This is a genomic window from Arthrobacter sp. SAFR-044, from assembly GCF_059414985.1.
Window position 1 is genome coordinate 1 of sequence record NZ_JBPFDN010000023.1, and the last position, 14,840, is coordinate 14,840.

Sequence of the window (14,840 nt, forward strand, 5' to 3'; positions counted from 1 at the left end):
CAAAACCGAAGGCCAATACGCAGCCACCGACGTCAAAGACCGCGCAACAGACGCCAAAGACAACATCCAAAACACCTGATCAGCCCACAGCGGCACCGTAAGGCAACAGTTTGATCGGCAGGCCGGCACCGCCATCCGCGGGCCGGCCTGTCCGCTTGGCCCCCTGATTGAGAGGACTTCCCCATGGCCACTCACGACGATTCCGAGACCAGCACCGCCAAGGCGGGGCAGGCTCCGGATCCAAACGATTCAAGGAAACCTGCCAGCCCGAGGGACCTGGATAAACCTTCCTGGAAATACATCACCAAGAAGACGCTCCGGGAGTTCACCAAGGACCAATGCCCCGATCTGGCAGCGGCCCTGACGTATTACGCCGTTCTCTCGCTGTTCCCGGCACTGCTGGCACTGGTTTCGCTCCTTGGCCTCTTTGGGGATCCGCAGAAGACCACAAACGCCTTGCTGGAAATCGTGCGCGGATTCGCCCCGGCGGAGACGGTCAACACCATCAGCGGTCCGGTGTCGGAACTGACCAGCGCCCCGGCGGCCGGGTTCACCCTGGTGATCGGCCTTGTCACCGCGCTGTGGTCGGCGTCCGGATATGTCGGAGCCTTCGGGCGCGCCATGAACCGCATTTATGAGGTAGATGAGGGGCGCGCGTTCGTGAAGCTCCGCGGCACCATGCTTGGCGTCACGCTCCTGGCCGTGGTCATCGTGGCGCTGCTGGCCGGCATGCTGGTCCTCAGCGGCCCGGTTTCTGAGGCAGTGGGCGGGCTGATCGGCCTCAGCGGGCCCTTCCTCATGGTCTGGAACATTGCCAAGTGGCCGGTCATGATCGCGCTGATCATCGCCATCATTGCCGTGCTGTACTACGCAACCCCGAACGTCAAGCAGCCCAAGTTCCGGTGGATGAGCATGGGGTCCGGCATTGCCCTCTTTGTCTTCCTGATCGCCTCGCTGGGCTTCGGCTTCTATGTCGGCAACTTCGGCAACTACAACAAGACCTACGGTGCACTGGGCAGCGTGATCATCATGCTGCTGTGGCTGTGGATCCTGAACATGTCCCTTCTTTTCGGCGCTGAGTTCGACGCTGAGGTGGAGCGCGGCCGCGAACTCCAGGCCGGCATCAAGGCAGAGGAAACAATCCAGCTTCCGCCGCGCGACACGAAGAAGAGCGAGAAACTGCAGAAGCAGATCGAGGAGGACATCAAGCACGGCCGTGAACTGCGGGAGCAGTATGCCTCGGAGAACGGGCAGCACGATTCGGGCGATAACCCCGACGGGCAGCCTGCGGGGAATGAACAGAACGAACTCCGGCCAGGCGAGCGGCACCGCGACAGGGTCCGCGAGAAGGTGCAGCACCGGGCCGGCAACGGGGAGCCCGACGGCGGCGGCGAGCCAGGCGGGAGCGCTTAGGCAGGCAGGTTCAGCCGCTGCCCGGGGGGACTAGGCAGGACCTTCGAGATGGAGGAAAATTCATCTTGAAGGTCCTGTTTGTCTTCCTGGGTTGAAGTACACCCGGGGCAATACGGGGTCGGCGGTGAGATGGCCTCTTCTGAGACCGAGGCCAGTCCCCCCAGTCGCCGTCGGCCCCCCTCAAATCCCGCCCGGCACCCGGGCGCCACTTTTCGACGCGCCACGGTTCAGGGCGTGGCCAGGCAACGCGCAACCGGGCCGGGTCAAACTGGACAAGCACGGAGAACTGCAATAATTTCTTGATTACCTCGCCGGGATCCCCCGGAAACCGGCAAGGCCGCTGAAGCAGACGGCGGAACTACTGTCGACCCTTTATGAGCGGACATGCCTGCTACCCATTTTGAACAGTTTCTCGCCGAAGCAGTTGTCGCGGACAGGGAGCCCGGGCTGGGCCTCAGGCGCGACGAGCTATACGGCCTCTACACAAGCTGGTGCCTCCTGCACAAGGCCGAACTCCAGCCGCCGGAAGCTCTTTGGGAGGCCCTGCAGGATGCCGGAATCAACCCGGACAGCAACAACCTCTCCATGACTGGGCCAACTGCGGCGGACTACATCGTTGCCAGCGCTCCGGACCTGGTCTGACACGAAGCGGAAGCGCCGGCCGAAGCCGGCGGCCGGGAAGGTCAGGGACGCTGTCGCGGGAGATTGAGTTCCCGGAACGAAGGGCTGCTGCCGCAGGGCAGCAGCCCTTTTCCATGCCCCGGCAGCTCTTGGGTCAGGTGCCGCTGCTGTGACTCCGCCGGGCCCTATGGCTGCGCCAGGGCCAGGAGATACGCGGCGAACCCGCGCGGCGCCCGTCCCGCCGTCCGTCCTGATGTGAGGACCCGCGTGGTGTCGGTGGCAACAATGCCCGCGCCACTGCTTCGAAGCCGGCGCACCAGCGCCTGGTCTTCATCGAAATCGACGCCGGGGAAGCCACCTGCAGCGAGGTAGGAAGAGGCACGGACTCCAAGGTTGGCACCGTACACATGGGAGTGGTCCTCGGTGCCGGCGTGCCGCGCATGCCAGCGGGCCAACAGCTCGAGGTGCATGCCGTGGGGGTCCGGCTGCACGGTGCCAAGGACAACATCGAAACCGAGTTCAGCGAGTTCCAGTTGCCGCACCAGCCAGTGTGAAGGCACGCAGGAATCGGCATCTGTGTTGGCCAGCCAGATTCCCCGCATGGAATGGCCCCCTCCCGCCCGGCCAGCCTGCGTACGCGTGGTTGAGTTCTCCAGCGCGGCCCTGACGCCGGCCTGCCGGCTTTTTCCCACGCTCCCGAAGCTGACGGGAAGGAGCAGGTACCGCGGATCCCCGGCAGCCACCCGCGCGGCAACCGCTGGGGACCGGTCCGTGCAGCCGTCCAGGACAACCACCACCTGCACGGCAACCTCCGGCAGTTCCGCTTCGACCCGGTCAGCCGCGCAGCTGACCGCAGTGAGCGCCCGTTCCAGGTGCTGCTCCTCGTTGTGGGCCGGAACGACGACCGCAACATGCTGGATGCCGTTGGCGCTTTGGACGGACGGCGGCCTTGAAGCATCGTCCCCCGGACCGGCCGGCATCATCCCGTCGCCCCGCGCGGAGCAACCAGGACTTCCAGCAGGAAGTCGCGTTCCTGGTAAAGCCCGGCCGTCCGCCATCCCAGCCTTTGCCTGGCCAGCGTGTGGACGGTGTCCCCATCGAGCTCCCAGCCGGTGATGGGATGCCGCCAGTGGCACAGGAGAAGGGTTCCGCCGGGTTCCAGGGTGGCCTCCACGCGGTCCCACAGCTGGGCCAGCTCTTCAGGGGCAAGGTAGTAACCCACTTCGGAAACCACTACCAGGTCGAATGTTCCTCCGGGCCAGGATCCGGGCAGGACCCGCTGCTCCACCTGGACCCCGGGTATGCCTTCCAGCCGTTGGCCGGCCCTGCGCACTGCGGTCCCGCTGGCGTCCACCGCCAGCAGCTTCCGGCACCGGGTAGCCAAATCCGCCGTCAACGTGCCGATGGAACAACCTACTTCCAGGCCGCGCTCATACGATTCCGCCGGCAGGGCTGCTAGGGTGAGCGCGCGTTTGCGCCGCTCGTACCAGCTTGTGCCGTAGTTCCAGGGATCCTCCGAACCGCCATGGACGCCGTCGAAGACCAGTTCGGCGTCACTGCTGGAATGCGGCCGTCCGGACGAAGGGGGTGCGGGCGTCCAGGCGAAGACCTCGTAGCCACGCGAGAAGTGCTCCAGGAATGCCCCGCTGAGCAACGTTTCATCACCGGGAAGAGGCGACAGCGGCTGAACCTGGGTTGCGTGCTCCTCCATGGCATGCTTCTTGGCCGTGCGGGCGGGGTCGTCCAGATGGAAGCGGACCCATTGCTGCCAGTCCTGGTCCTGGGGCGTGGCCCAGTGCCAAAACCAGATGGAATACTCCAGGAGGGCGTGGCCGTCGCGCAGGGCCACTTCTGCCGCTGCCGCGCCAAGGGCATCGTGGTCGCCGTGGCCGTCGGCACGGTACGGCGCCACCAGGACCAGCCGGTCCGGGGCGCCGGCCAGCCGCTGTGCAGCGTCCCGGACAGCAGTGGCGATCGCTTCGGCATGGCCGCCCAGTCCACGGTCCGGCAAGCCGAGGAACGTCCAGCGGTCCGCCAGGCCCAGGGCGGCCAGGGCCGCGGAAAACTCGGCAAGCCGGACCGCGGCCAGCTGCCCGGGAGTGGTGGTGGGCGAATCCGGGTGCGACCCCTCCCCCGCGGTGCACAGCAGGACTTCCACCTCGGCTCCCAGGGCCACGAGCGAGGCCATGAGCCCCCCAGCGCCAAGTGTTTCATCGTCAGGATGGGCCGCCAGGACCACGAAGCGCATGCCCGCCAGTTCGGCCGCGTCGAGCGGCAGCTCCGGCACAGCAGCCAATCCGCTCCGGGCCCACGCTTCCTCGGCGGTCCCCTGGTCTGTATGCGAAAAGGTCACCACGGGCAGTCCCCCTTGAGCGCCAGCCGGCCCAGTTGGGCATCATCACGTACCCCATGATGCTGCCGGACATACAGCGCCAGGTCCGCCATCCTTTTGGCATACGGTTCATCAAAGGCGAGTGGCCCGGGCCCCCGGTGGGAGCCCACCAGGTGAAGGACACGTTCGACGGCGGCCGCAACGGTTCCGCGCACGCGCTGGGCCTCGCTCCAGGTGCTTTGGTTCCCGTCGGCACCGAGGGTGCCGTCGTCGATTCGGGCTGCCGTCCGGGCAAGGTACTGCAGGGCGGCGGCGAGGATCCGGTCCACCTCGCCCAATGCCGCGAGCGCCAGCTGGTCCGGCTCCCGCCCGTTATCCGCACCTGCCAGCAGGCCGGCACGGAAATCCCGTGCCACCCCCACTGCTCCGCCCAGCCAGCAGGCGGCGACGCCCATCCCGCCCCATGCAAAGCCGGGCCGGCTGTGGTACCAGCCGGTATCGCCAACCGGCGTCGCCGGGACCTGGTCGAAGCGCACGCTTCCGCTGGGGATCTCCCGGAGCCCGCGCGCAATCCACTCCGGTTCCTCACATGCCACGCCCGGGTGGCGAAGACTGACGGCAAAAGCCGCCCTGCCGCCGTCGTCCGTATGCGCGGTGATGACGGCGCAGTCCAGCTGGCTGGCAAGTGAACACCAAGGCTTGGTTCCGGTGAGCACAATGCCGGTACTTCCAGAGCGCGCCTCCAGCCTGGCGTTGGGTGCCTCTGCGGCGAACACGCCCCACGCAGCTTGTGCGGCACCATCGGGTGTGGGGTGGACGGCCGGAAACGCTTGGGCGGCCTGGGCAAGGATAGCGACGGCGTCGAGGTGCGGCTCGAGCACCCTGGCGGCGGCAACATCAGCGGCGGCCACAGACGCCAGGAGCTCCCACAACTCTGCAGTGCGTCCTTCACCAGGCCGTGGCCACGACCGTCCGGCGTCGACCGCGAGGGCCAGCAGGGCCGGCACATCGCCCACGGCACCGGCGAATGACTCCAGGAGGGAACCCCATGGGGAGAGCTCAGCGGGGGCGGAACTGAGGAGCACAGGAGTAAGTGGCGCTTGCAAATACGTCCTCCAGGAGAGATGTCCGGCGGGCACCGGACGCATCTCCACAGCTTACTTACTGTTTTGCGGGAGGATGCGCGCCAGGGCGAACCCGTCCCAGCCTTTGGAGCCGACGGTCTGGATCACGGTGGCGTCCAGCCGGGGGTGGTCGCCCAGCAGCTTGAGTGCATCGATGATCCCCGGCGCGTTGACGGGGTCCATGTCCGGGTCCAGCACCGCGCCTTCCCAGATGGTGTTGTCCAGGACCACCGCGGCACCGGGCCTGCCAAGCCTGACGGCCCAGTCCAGGTAGCGGCTGTTGTTCTGCTTATCGGCGTCGATGAAGATGAAGTCGAACGGCTCCCGTTCCTCTTCCTCGAGGGCCGCCAAGGTCTCCAGCGCAGGGCCCAGCCGGATCTCCACCCTTTCCCCCAGGCCGGCCGCATCAATATTGGCCCACGCCACTTCCGCATGCTGGGGCAGGTACTCGCAGGTGACCAGGGTGCCGTTAGGGGGCAGGCCGCGGCCCATCCAGATGGTGCTGTATCCAGCGAGCGTCCCTATCTCCAGGATGCGCCTGGCACCGGACAGCTGGACCAGGAGCTTCAGGAGCTTTCCCGCGTTCGGCGCCACCTCGATGGCGGGCATCCCGGCCTCCGCCGCGGCGTGGATGGCCTGTTGGACGGCACTGTCCGGATGCACCACGGTTTCCGACAGGAACTCCTCGGTGGCAATCCATTCCGGCCGGGGTTTGTGCTCGAACATTGCCACAGTTTGGCACGCGGCGTGCCGGGGGTCCAGATGATATGGCCCCCGAACGACGCTTAGGGTTCCTGTGCCAACGCGTTCTCCAGGCGGTCTACCTTGGCGGTCAGCTCGCCGCGGTACCCCGGCCTGATGTCTGCTTTGATCACCAATGAAACACGGCTGCCATAGCGGCCCACGGCTTCGGTGGCGCGCTTTACGACGTCGAACACCTCGTCCCATTCGCCTTCAATCGTGGTGAACATGGAATCCGTTTGGTTGGGCAGCCCGGACTCCCGGACGATCTTCACTGCGGCCGCAACGGCGTCGTGCACTGACGCATCGTGGGGCCTGGAACCTTCGCTGGGAACGCCTGACGGAGCAACAGAAAATGCAAGCAACATGCTCCCCAGTCTCCCACGCGTCGTAGGACAGCAGCGTGCCCGGACGCCCGGCCGGGGCCGTCACATAAGGGCCTACCCCGCAGTAACCGTGTTGGCCGCAGGCTCCGTTGCTACCCTTTTGGGCATGAGCCTCGCAGTTGCCCGAAAACCCCTCCGCGCAGACGCAGCGCGGAACGTGGACAAGATCATCACAGCTGCGCGCAAGTGCTTCCGGGAGTTCGGACCGGAGGTACCGCTCCAGATCATCGCAACCACCGCCGGAGTAGGCCCGGCAACCCTCTTCCGCAACTTTGCCGACAAAGAAGAACTGGTGCTTGCTGCACTCAACCGGCAGCTCCGGCTGACAGTTGACCCTGTCATGGACGGCGCCCTTGCCGATATCGACGCCGCCGCAGGCCTGTTGCGCGTCCTCGAAGCCCTGATGGGGGCCGCGAGCGACGACGCCAACCTGCTGTGCGCGGTGGCCGGCCGGCGCGAACTCCTCACCGGAATCACCGGTTCCCTGATGGAATCCATGAGCATCCTGCTGGCGCGCGGCCAAGGCCAGGGAAGCCTGCGCACTGACATTTCCATGACGGACATGTTCCGGCTGCTGGCCATGCTGATCGGCGTGGTGGACACCATGGAACCCGGTTCTGATGCGTGGCGCCGCCCGCTGGCGCTGGTGGAGGATGCTATCCGCACGGTCCGCCCGTCGCGCCCGCTCCCCGTGTTCGTGCCGGTGCCGCCGGCCCCGGGCATCACCACAGTGCCCGGCCGGCCCGGAGCACTGCCGGAGTAAGCCGTGCCGCGGCCGGCTGCCGCAATTCGTTGACGGTAGTTCGATGGCGGCAATTTCCTGGTGGCAGATGCCTTGTGGGCCAACTCCATTGTTACCAGTAAGTACGTGCAATACACTCTGAATTGGGGTTAGGCAGTCAGCCTCGGCACTTCCACGTTGGAGCTACCCCATGCCCTTCGCGCCTGTCCCCCACACAACGGCAGCACTGCAATGAACCACTCAAAGCTTCTCCACTACCTGACCGATCCCCGCGGGCCGGAGGAAGTCCTGCCTACACTGCCCGCCGGCGAGCTGGTCGAGTTGCTTGACGCCCTGTACCAGAACCTGGATACCCCTGAACCCGAGTTTGGCGCGCAGGTCTGGTACGAGATGGGCGTGGAGGAAACGTGCCGCAGGTCCGTGTCACCTGACGGCGCTGCCCACGGCGTAGCTTAAACCACCGCTTGTTCCAGGGGTCCGGCGGCCGAAAGTCTGTGGCGGCCGCCGCAGGCAGGGGGCTAACCGGCCAGGGACTCCACTGCTGATCAGGGCTTGTCCGCGCCCTTATCGCCGGTGCGGCTGTCCTGCTCCTGGCCGGTCTGTTCCTGGTCTGGCGTCTCATGACCGGACGGCGCATGGGCCGGGTGCTCATGTCCTTCGTGTCCGTGTCCCACGTAGCCGTGTCCGGGATGTTCATGGAACTCGTTGGGAACGTGGTCCTTCGCTTCCATCAGGTGTTGTTGGAGTTTTTCTTCCGCGTCCCGGCGCCTCCTGGCGGTATCGCGCAGCTCGCGGGTTGACTCCGAACCGCGCGGGTCAAGATAGGCGGCCCGTGACTTTGCGGACTGTTCCCCGGCCGGCACCCCGGTGCCGTGTTCTCCCCTGGCGTCCTTGCCGGTCTCATCGGTGCCGTGGCCGTCCTGCGGCTCAACAGGCCGTGACTCGTCGTCCATCTCGATTCCTCCTTTGGTGGCCGCCTGGGTGTGGGCTGCCTCTCTTCCAGTCCATCACAGATGGCACCCGGAATGGTGGGCCGCTACGAGCTGCCTGTGTCCGCCCGCTTGCAGATCTCCCGGCGCACCAAGGCTTGAAGGGCAGGCACGGACGACGTCGGATCCAGGTCGAGTGCATCCCGAAGTCTTTGGGAGAGAAGTTCCAGGTCCTCTTCCGGGACGTCCGAAAGTCCGGAAAAGCGCTTGAAGAAGCGTTTGGCAGGAAGGCCTGCCCGCCGTCGGGCGTTCTTATGGCGAAGCCTGCCCGCTAAGCCGCCCGCAGGGTGCAGCTGATTTTCCATGGTTGCCGTTCAATAGGAAATTCCATGGCCAACTGCATAAGCCGATCCCATAGTACAGCCGGTACACGCCCAATAAAGTGACCTGGATCACCACTTTGACCATCAATTAGGGGATCAATTCCAGCCCAAGATCCTCAACAGTGCCGCCGTGCCGGCTCCGGCGACCACCACCACAAGGAACGGTGCCCGGAGTACCAGGGCGATCGCGGCGGCGGCCAGCGCTCCCAGCCTGGCGTCTGCGGCGAGAGCCTGGCCCGACACCACCGCATTCACCACTGTGAGCGAGGCCAGCAGGCCGATGGTCATGGTTCCCGCGACGCGTGATGCTCGCGGGTCCTCGAGGAACTTGGCGGGAACAAAGTAGCCCACCAGCTTCCAGGCATAGGCAAGCGCGCAGGCAATAAGCAGCCAGATCCACAGATTCATGCCCCTGCCTCCGGGTCCGTGCCTCGCCTAATGCCATAGGGCTCGACGTCGGGTTCGAGGCCTTCGTCGCGGCGGCCGTGGCTGAACCACCCCACCAGCGCGGCCACGACGGCGGCCACCAGGATGGGCACGCCGGGAGGAACGAAGGGAACAGCAACTACAGTAGCCACGGCACACACCACCGCGATGGCGATGGGCTCCCGCCCCTTGAGCCGGGGCCAGAGCAGCGCCAGGAACGCGGCGACGGCGGCCCCGTCAAGCCCCCACTGTTTTGGGTCACCCAAGCCGCTGCCGGCGAGCGCACCCACAGCCGTGAAGAGGTTCCAGAGCACGTAGACACCAATTCCGGCAGTCCAAAAACCGCGCCGCTGTTCGGCCGGGTCCGTCTGGCCCGTGCTGGTGGCGGTGGATTCGTCAATGGTGAGTTGCGCGCCGACGTACTTGCGCCAGCCGGTGGGCCGGAGCAGCGCGTTCAGTTGCATGCCGTAGATGCCGTTGCGCATGCCCAGGAGCGTGGCGGCGCTCATGGCCGCGAGGCCTGAACCTCCGCCTGCCACCACCCCGATGAACGCGAACTGCGAGCCGCCGCTGAAAAGGAGCAGGCTCAACGCCATGGTCTGCCAGAAGTCCAGCCCGGACGTCACCGCGAGCGCCCCGAATGACACGCCGTAAAGGCCGGTGGCAATACTGATGGAGATACCCACCCTGACCGCCGGCGATGCCAGCAGCTTCACCCCCGGCCTCCGTGCTTTCGGCCAGCCGCCGCCGGATGCCGCAAGCTCCAGGCCCACAGGATCAGCGGCGCCTGGAGCGGAAGCCGCACGGCATGGATCTTCCGCCGGCGGGGAGTGCCCTCCGGTCCGTACGCCCCCACGAGGGCATCGACGTGCCCGGCCAGGAACGCGGTGAACATCGCCGTGATGGCAGTGGCCGTCAGCTTTCGAGTGGGCGGGAGGAGAATTCCGACGGCGGCTGCGAGCTCCAGCAGGCCGCTGACGGCGATCCACTCGTCCCGGGACAGGACGGCCCACGGATGCTGGGTTGCGGCGCCTGTGGTCGTGCGGCTTTGGGTCGCGCTGCTTTGGGTCGCGCTGTTTTGGCTCGCACTGTTTTCGGCGGTGCCTTCTTGGGTGGCGCCGCTTGGAGTGGCGCCCGGTGCCTGATCCTGCCGGCACAGATATTCCGGAACGACGTCGCGGTAGAAGGCGGGATCCCTGAAATGCTTGCCGGCGCTGGCCAGCAGGAGGGCTCCCATGGCAGCCGCGGACAGGTGCTGCAGGGCCGGTGCGTGAATGCATGGGGACAGAGCGGACAGGCCCTTAGTTGCGGGGCCGGACCTGGGAAAAGACATGGAACCACTCAATCACAGCCAAAGCGCCGCCCAGAAACCAGGACTTGGGCAAGCTGAGCCCGCACCCCGGCGGCGCCGCACGGCTTCACAGCCAGGCGGGCTGCGCAGTTCCATACGGTGGCGGCGGGGATTGATAATCCAGCGACTGCCCCGCGTCGAGCAGGGGCGGCCCAACATAGCGCAAGTCCCCGTAACTGCTGGCCATGAACCGGTCTTGAGGCGCAGGGAGTTCCACAGGACTTGCCGCGCCGGCCGGGATCTCCGTGCTGGCCGGGTTCTGCATGCTGCCGAGGTTCTGCATGCTGACCGGGTTCTGCATGCTGCCCAGGGAAAACAGCTCCTCCGCCGTTCGGGCCAAGGAAAGGTGCGCGGTACCGCCCGCGCCCGTCTGGCGACGGCCGGCCAGCAGACGAACGGCAGCCGCGGCCACGCCGTAACCGGTGGCGTGGTCCAGCGCCTGGACCGGAAGGGCACCCGGGTGCCACCCGCCGTCGTCATTCTCTGTTCCGTAAAGATGCGCGATCCCGCTGGCGGCCTGGACAATGCTGTCGAAGCCGCGCAGGCCGCTCCACGGCCCACTGCTTCCCCAGCTGTCCAGGCTGACCACCACCAGTCCCGGATGTGCTGCCAGCAGTGCCGGCGGGTTGAGCCCAAAACGGTCCAGGGCACCGTGCCGGTAGCCAATCACCACAACGTCTGCGCGGGCGAGGAGTCGCTGGAGGTGCTGCTGGTTTTCCGCGAGCCCCAGGTCGAGTGCTGCGCTGCGCTTGCCAAAGGCCGTGTCCACGAACTGGTCTTCGATTTCGGGAAAGGCGGGCGGGTCGATCCGCAGGACGTCTGCTCCGAGGGTGGCCAGCAGCCGGGTGGCGACCGGCCCTGCGATCACCCGCGTCAGGTCCAGGACCCGTATTCCGGCCAGGGGCTGGCCGTCGGCACCTTGCCGGTTGCTGGTGCCAGTGCCTGTTGCCGCCCCAACATCCCCCAGCCCGAAGCCACTGGTTGTGCCGTCGGCGTGCTCCACAGCGACCCAAGGTCCTGACCCGGCCGCCCGGCCCATGTCCGTTGCAAGCCACTCGTTGCGCGTCCGGACAGCTGCGGCAATCCCGCCGTGCCCCTGGATGACGGCCTCGGCTTCCAGCGCGGCCATGGAGCGAAGTTCCCGTTCCACCCCTTCCGCGGAGGTGGCATCCAGGGCCTTGAGGAGCCGCTGCTCGTGGTGCGGGTAGTTTGCGTGCAGCCGGACCCAGCCGTCGGAGGTCTTCCGGAAGCCGGAAAGTGGCGCGAAGCCCTGCGGCTTGCGCCCCGCGATCCGCAGGTGCCCGAAGGAATCGAACGCGGCTGCCGTGAGCACCGGGGCGGTGCTGAACCGGCCAGGCGTCCCCGCGTACAGGTTCAGGGCCTCCGCCGCAGCCTCCACGGACTGCAGCGCCAGGCCTTCGACGTCGAGCGGTCCGGTCCACCACCGGGGCCCGGAGTACGCGCTGAGGGCGCCCATGCCCGCGCTACTTTCCCTGCGGCGCGGCCACGCGCAACTGGTCAAGGACACGGGCCGGCACGTTGGTGGTGATCTCCTGGATGCCCAACTCCTGGCAGAGGGCCACGTCCTCCGGTGAGTCCACGGTCCAGACCCTGAAGCGGCGGCCGGAGTCCAGCCAGCGCCGGACGGTGGCGGGACGCTCACGCACGTAATCGATGCCGGGTCCGGCCATCCCCACTTCCTGGTCGTCCAGGATCCGTTCGCCTTCCAGCTGGGTGGCCTTCATCAGGTTGGCGATGGCGCCGCCGGTAATTGGCCCCACCCCCAGCCCGCCACGGATCTCATGGATGGTGAGGTCGTCCACGAGCTGGCAGATGTACTGCGGCGGGACGGAGAGGAGCAGGTGCCGGACCGAATCGGGACTGAAACTCATGAAGGTCACAGCCACTTTGTCCAGTGTGGAGCTCTGCGGGTCCCAGCCCTCGCTGCGGAGCACCTCCAGGACCCTGTCCTCCAGCTTGAGCTGGTAGGGGCTTGGGTGCTTGAGCTCGATGGCGAGTTTCACGGGGCGGCCCGCCCCGCGGAGGATGTCCAGCAGCTCCGGGAGGGTCAGGAGTTGTTCGGACCGCGCTCCGTAGGTTTCGGGAATGCGGACGCCTTTCCAGGACGAGAAGTCCAGCTGGCGCAGCTCGTCCAGGCTCCGTTCCGCCACCGGCCCCGTTCCGTCCGAGGTCCGGTCCAGGTTGGCGTCGTGGAGCAGGACCAGGTGCTGGTCCCGGGTCAGGTGGACGTCGCATTCAACTCCGTCGGCGCCGTCAGCCAGGGCCTGCAGGTAGGCGGCGCGGGTGTGTTCGGCATATGCTCCGCTGGAACCGCGGTGGGCAAAGACCAGCGGCCGCTGCGGCACTGACTCGTCAATTGTCATGGACACACGGTAGCCGACCGGCCCGCGCCTTCGGGGCTAGGCTTGGCTCATGCAGGTGAACTCTGAGGCAACTACCGGGCCAACCACGCAGGAAGCACCCGCGGAGGCAGCGCGGGAGGTGCCGCCGGGAAGGATGGCGGCAGGCGCCGTCGTAAGCCGCCAGCTTGGTGCCGGCGACGCCGAGAAGGCGGCAGCGCTGCGGAAAATGAAGCTGCTGGCACTGAGCCTGCTGATCGCCATGGCCGTGATCTTTGTCTTCGCGTTCGCGCTGCAGAAGGACTACCCGTGGCTGCAGTACGTGCGTGCGGCTGCCGAGGGCGGCATGGTGGGCGCGCTGGCCGACTGGTTCGCCGTGACGGCCCTGTTCAAGTACCCCATGGGCATCAAGATTCCGCACACCGCCATCATTCCGCGCCGGAAGGACCAGATTGGCGCCTCCCTGGGTGAGTTCGTGGAAACCAACTTCCTCTCCGAACAGGTGGTCCAGGACAAGCTGGCCAGCGTCAACATCGCCCGCCGGGCCGGGGAATGGCTGGCTGCGCCCGGCGGCGCGGACCGGGTGGCAAAGGAAGGGGCTGCGGTGATCCGCGGCGCCTTCAAGGTTTTGAACGACGACGACGTCCAGGCCGTCATCGAAGGCATGGTCCGCAAGCACTTGCTCACTCCGCCGTGGGGGCCGCCGGTGGGCAGGCTCGCGGAGCGGATCTTCCACGACGGGCACCATCGCACGCTGGTGGACCTGCTGGTGGACCGGGCGGCGGACTGGGTGGATGACAACCACGAGACCGTCACCCGCCTGGTATCCGACCGCTCCCCCACTTGGGTTCCGCAGTTCGTGGACGGGCTGGTGGGCGACAAGGTCTACCTCGAGATCCTCAAGTTCGTGCGGGCCGTGCAGGCCGATCCCCGGCACCAGGTGCGCCAGTCCATCGACACCTACCTCAGCGACCTCGCACAGGACCTGCAGCATGATCCGGCGATGATTGCACGCGCAGAGGACATCAAGGCGCAGGTCCTGGGTGATCCCGAGGTGCGCGAGCTCGCGTCCCGGACCTGGGGCACCGTGAAGAATGCGCTGCTTGGTGCCGTGGACGATCCGGACAGCGAGCTCACCATCAAGTTCAAGGCCGCGGTGCGCGATTTTGGGTCGCGGCTGGTAGACGATCCGGAACTGGCCGGGAAGGTCAACACCTGGATCGGCGACGCCGCGGGATACCTGGTCCGGACCTACCGTTCAGACATCGCCGGCGTCATCACGGACACGGTTGCGCGCTGGGATGCCGAGGAGACCTCGCAGAAAATCGAGCTCCAAGTAGGGAAGGACCTGCAGTTCATCCGCATCAACGGCACCGTGGTGGGATCCCTGGCCGGGTTGGTGATTTTCACGGTGGCGCAGCTGATTTTTGGGTGACTTTCGCACGGGGCGGCCTGGCGGTTAGGCAGGGGCGGCTTCAAATGTCAGTGCCTCGATGGATGATGTCGGTATGGGAATCATCCAGGACAGGGCGGCAGTATCGGAAGGTATTGGTGCCTCTGTTGCTGCCCTTGATGCGCTGGCTCTTGAGGACGCTTCCCTGGCTTCCGGGGCTCATGTTCACACCGACAGGGATGTGTTGCAGCGGCGGTACGAGATCCGGTTGGAACGGCTGGAACTTCGGTCCCGCCTCACGGCGCGGCTCAGCGCAGATCAGGCGCGGGACGCCGCCGACGCCATGGAGTTCCAGCAGGCCATGACCCCGCCGAATGCCTCGATCCAGGACCGCACCTACGCGGGGATATCCGTTGTCGAGGAGATCGCGGGGATCCTGACCATCAGTTCCGCCGCAGCAGGCGCGTTCGTGGACCAGTCCCGCCGGATCTGTTCCCTGCCGCCCGTGGTCGAGGCCCTGTCCGCGGGCACGGTGTCGTGGCAGCACGCGAAGATCATTGCCGACGAAACCGAAGGCCTCGATGCCGCCGGTGCCGCCGGTGCCGCCGGGTTGGTGGCGCACTTCTTCGACCCCGACGC

16 protein-coding genes and 1 pseudogene are annotated in these 14,840 nt (G+C 66.6%); 6 read left to right on the forward strand and 11 right to left on the reverse strand.

The features are described 5' to 3' along the window. Positions 1–183: 183 nt before the first annotated feature. Together ACR65J_RS20750 and ACR65J_RS20755 are read left to right on the forward strand one after the other, a co-directional pair. A complete protein-coding gene (locus ACR65J_RS20750) occupies positions 184–1,413 on the forward strand; it encodes a YihY/virulence factor BrkB family protein (protein WP_440172656.1) in 1,230 nt (409 codons plus the stop codon). Positions 1,414–1,797: 384 nt separating this feature from the next. Continuing rightward, a complete protein-coding gene (locus ACR65J_RS20755; protein ID WP_440172658.1) occupies positions 1,798–2,055 on the forward strand; it encodes a hypothetical protein in 258 nt (85 codons plus the stop codon). 164 nt (positions 2,056–2,219) lie between these two features. Here ACR65J_RS20755 and ACR65J_RS20760 read toward each other — a convergent pair whose 3' ends face one another. From ACR65J_RS20760 to ACR65J_RS20780, 5 genes are all read right to left on the reverse strand, one after another. Next, entirely contained in the window at positions 2,220–3,017 is a 798-nt protein-coding gene (locus ACR65J_RS20760; protein ID WP_440172660.1) for a glycosyltransferase family 2 protein, read from the reverse strand. Next, positions 3,014–4,390, reverse strand: a complete 1,377-nt coding sequence (locus ACR65J_RS20765; protein WP_440172662.1) for a PIG-L family deacetylase — start codon at positions 4,388–4,390, stop codon at positions 3,014–3,016. The genes ACR65J_RS20760 and ACR65J_RS20765 overlap by 4 nt, the downstream gene beginning before the upstream one ends. Next, complete coding sequence (locus tag ACR65J_RS20770; protein WP_440172664.1) at positions 4,384–5,451, reverse strand: acyl-CoA dehydrogenase family protein; 1,068 nt, start codon at positions 5,449–5,451, stop codon at positions 4,384–4,386. The genes ACR65J_RS20765 and ACR65J_RS20770 overlap by 7 nt, the downstream gene beginning before the upstream one ends. A 72-nt stretch (positions 5,452–5,523) precedes the next feature. Then, entirely contained in the window at positions 5,524–6,216 is a 693-nt protein-coding gene (locus tag ACR65J_RS20775; protein WP_159630318.1) for an O-methyltransferase, read from the reverse strand. Between the two features lie 59 nt (positions 6,217–6,275). Beyond that, complete coding sequence (locus ACR65J_RS20780) at positions 6,276–6,599, reverse strand: thiamine-binding protein (protein WP_440172666.1); 324 nt, start codon at positions 6,597–6,599, stop codon at positions 6,276–6,278. Positions 6,600–6,723: 124 nt separating this feature from the next. On the opposite strand from ACR65J_RS20780, the gene ACR65J_RS20785 reads away from it, so the two are divergent. Then, positions 6,724–7,380, forward strand: coding sequence for a TetR/AcrR family transcriptional regulator (locus ACR65J_RS20785; protein WP_440172667.1), 657 nt, complete (start codon positions 6,724–6,726; stop codon positions 7,378–7,380). A gap of 210 nt (positions 7,381–7,590) precedes the next feature. After that, the gene (locus ACR65J_RS20790) at positions 7,591–7,815 is read left to right on the forward strand and encodes a hypothetical protein (RefSeq protein WP_440172669.1); all 225 of its coding nucleotides are present in this window, start codon (positions 7,591–7,593) and stop codon (positions 7,813–7,815) included. 89 nt (positions 7,816–7,904) lie between these two features. Here the strand turns inward: ACR65J_RS20790 and ACR65J_RS20795 are convergent, their stop codons facing one another. The 6 genes from ACR65J_RS20795 to ACR65J_RS20820 all read right to left on the reverse strand — a co-directional run bounded on the left by ACR65J_RS20795 (position 7,905) and on the right by ACR65J_RS20820 (position 12,832). After that, positions 7,905–8,312 (reverse strand): hypothetical protein, encoded by a 408-nt coding sequence (locus tag ACR65J_RS20795; protein WP_440172671.1) that lies wholly within the window; start codon positions 8,310–8,312, stop codon positions 7,905–7,907. A 455-nt stretch (positions 8,313–8,767) separates the two neighbouring features. Next, entirely contained in the window at positions 8,768–9,079 is a 312-nt protein-coding gene (locus tag ACR65J_RS20800) for an AzlD domain-containing protein (protein WP_440172673.1), read from the reverse strand. Next, complete coding sequence (locus ACR65J_RS20805) at positions 9,076–9,813, reverse strand: AzlC family ABC transporter permease (protein ID WP_440172675.1); 738 nt, start codon at positions 9,811–9,813, stop codon at positions 9,076–9,078. Before ACR65J_RS20805 ends, ACR65J_RS20800 begins: the two co-directional genes overlap by 4 nt. Then, the gene (locus ACR65J_RS20810; RefSeq protein ID WP_440172677.1) at positions 9,810–10,430 is read right to left on the reverse strand and encodes a DoxX family protein; all 621 of its coding nucleotides are present in this window, start codon (positions 10,428–10,430) and stop codon (positions 9,810–9,812) included. Before ACR65J_RS20810 ends, ACR65J_RS20805 begins: the two co-directional genes overlap by 4 nt. An 85-nt stretch (positions 10,431–10,515) precedes the next feature. Beyond that, positions 10,516–11,925, reverse strand: coding sequence for a CoA transferase (locus tag ACR65J_RS20815; protein WP_440172679.1), 1,410 nt, complete (start codon positions 11,923–11,925; stop codon positions 10,516–10,518). 7 nt (positions 11,926–11,932) lie between these two features. Next, positions 11,933–12,832, reverse strand: a complete 900-nt coding sequence (locus tag ACR65J_RS20820) for a glycerophosphodiester phosphodiesterase (RefSeq protein ID WP_440172680.1) — start codon at positions 12,830–12,832, stop codon at positions 11,933–11,935. A gap of 133 nt (positions 12,833–12,965) precedes the next feature. On the opposite strand from ACR65J_RS20820, the gene ACR65J_RS20825 reads away from it, so the two are divergent. Both ACR65J_RS20825 and ACR65J_RS20830 read left to right on the forward strand, forming a co-directional pair. After that, positions 12,966–14,243 carry a DUF445 domain-containing protein gene (locus ACR65J_RS20825; RefSeq protein ID WP_440172682.1) on the forward strand — a complete coding sequence of 426 codons (1,278 nt, stop codon included), beginning with the start codon at positions 12,966–12,968 and terminating at the stop codon, positions 14,241–14,243. A 73-nt stretch (positions 14,244–14,316) separates the two neighbouring features. Next, positions 14,317–14,840, forward strand: a pseudogene (locus ACR65J_RS20830) (HNH endonuclease signature motif containing protein); the annotation flags it as partial.

What these genes read in the sequence shown, in the direction of transcription:
- ACR65J_RS20750 (WP_440172656.1), top strand. Translation starts at nt 184, where the DNA reads ATGGCCACTCACGACGATTCCGAGACCAGCACCGCCAAGGCGGGGCAG.
- ACR65J_RS20755 (WP_440172658.1), top strand. Translation starts at nt 1,798, where the DNA reads ATGCCTGCTACCCATTTTGAACAGTTTCTCGCCGAAGCAGTTGTCGCG.
- ACR65J_RS20760 (WP_440172660.1), bottom strand. Translation starts at nt 3,017, where the DNA reads ATGATGCCGGCCGGTCCGGGGGACGATGCTTCAAGGCCGCCGTCCGTC.
- ACR65J_RS20775 (WP_159630318.1), bottom strand. Translation starts at nt 6,216, where the DNA reads ATGTTCGAGCACAAACCCCGGCCGGAATGGATTGCCACCGAGGAGTTC.
- ACR65J_RS20780 (WP_440172666.1), bottom strand. Translation starts at nt 6,599, where the DNA reads ATGTTGCTTGCATTTTCTGTTGCTCCGTCAGGCGTTCCCAGCGAAGGT.
- ACR65J_RS20785 (WP_440172667.1), top strand. Translation starts at nt 6,724, where the DNA reads ATGAGCCTCGCAGTTGCCCGAAAACCCCTCCGCGCAGACGCAGCGCGG.
- ACR65J_RS20790 (WP_440172669.1), top strand. Translation starts at nt 7,591, where the DNA reads ATGAACCACTCAAAGCTTCTCCACTACCTGACCGATCCCCGCGGGCCG.
- ACR65J_RS20795 (WP_440172671.1), bottom strand. Translation starts at nt 8,312, where the DNA reads ATGGACGACGAGTCACGGCCTGTTGAGCCGCAGGACGGCCACGGCACC.
- ACR65J_RS20800 (WP_440172673.1), bottom strand. Translation starts at nt 9,079, where the DNA reads ATGAATCTGTGGATCTGGCTGCTTATTGCCTGCGCGCTTGCCTATGCC.
- ACR65J_RS20810 (WP_440172677.1), bottom strand. Translation starts at nt 10,430, where the DNA reads ATGTCTTTTCCCAGGTCCGGCCCCGCAACTAAGGGCCTGTCCGCTCTG.
- ACR65J_RS20815 (WP_440172679.1), bottom strand. Translation starts at nt 11,925, where the DNA reads ATGGGCGCCCTCAGCGCGTACTCCGGGCCCCGGTGGTGGACCGGACCG.
- ACR65J_RS20820 (WP_440172680.1), bottom strand. Translation starts at nt 12,832, where the DNA reads ATGACAATTGACGAGTCAGTGCCGCAGCGGCCGCTGGTCTTTGCCCAC.
- ACR65J_RS20825 (WP_440172682.1), top strand. Translation starts at nt 12,966, where the DNA reads ATGGCGGCAGGCGCCGTCGTAAGCCGCCAGCTTGGTGCCGGCGACGCC.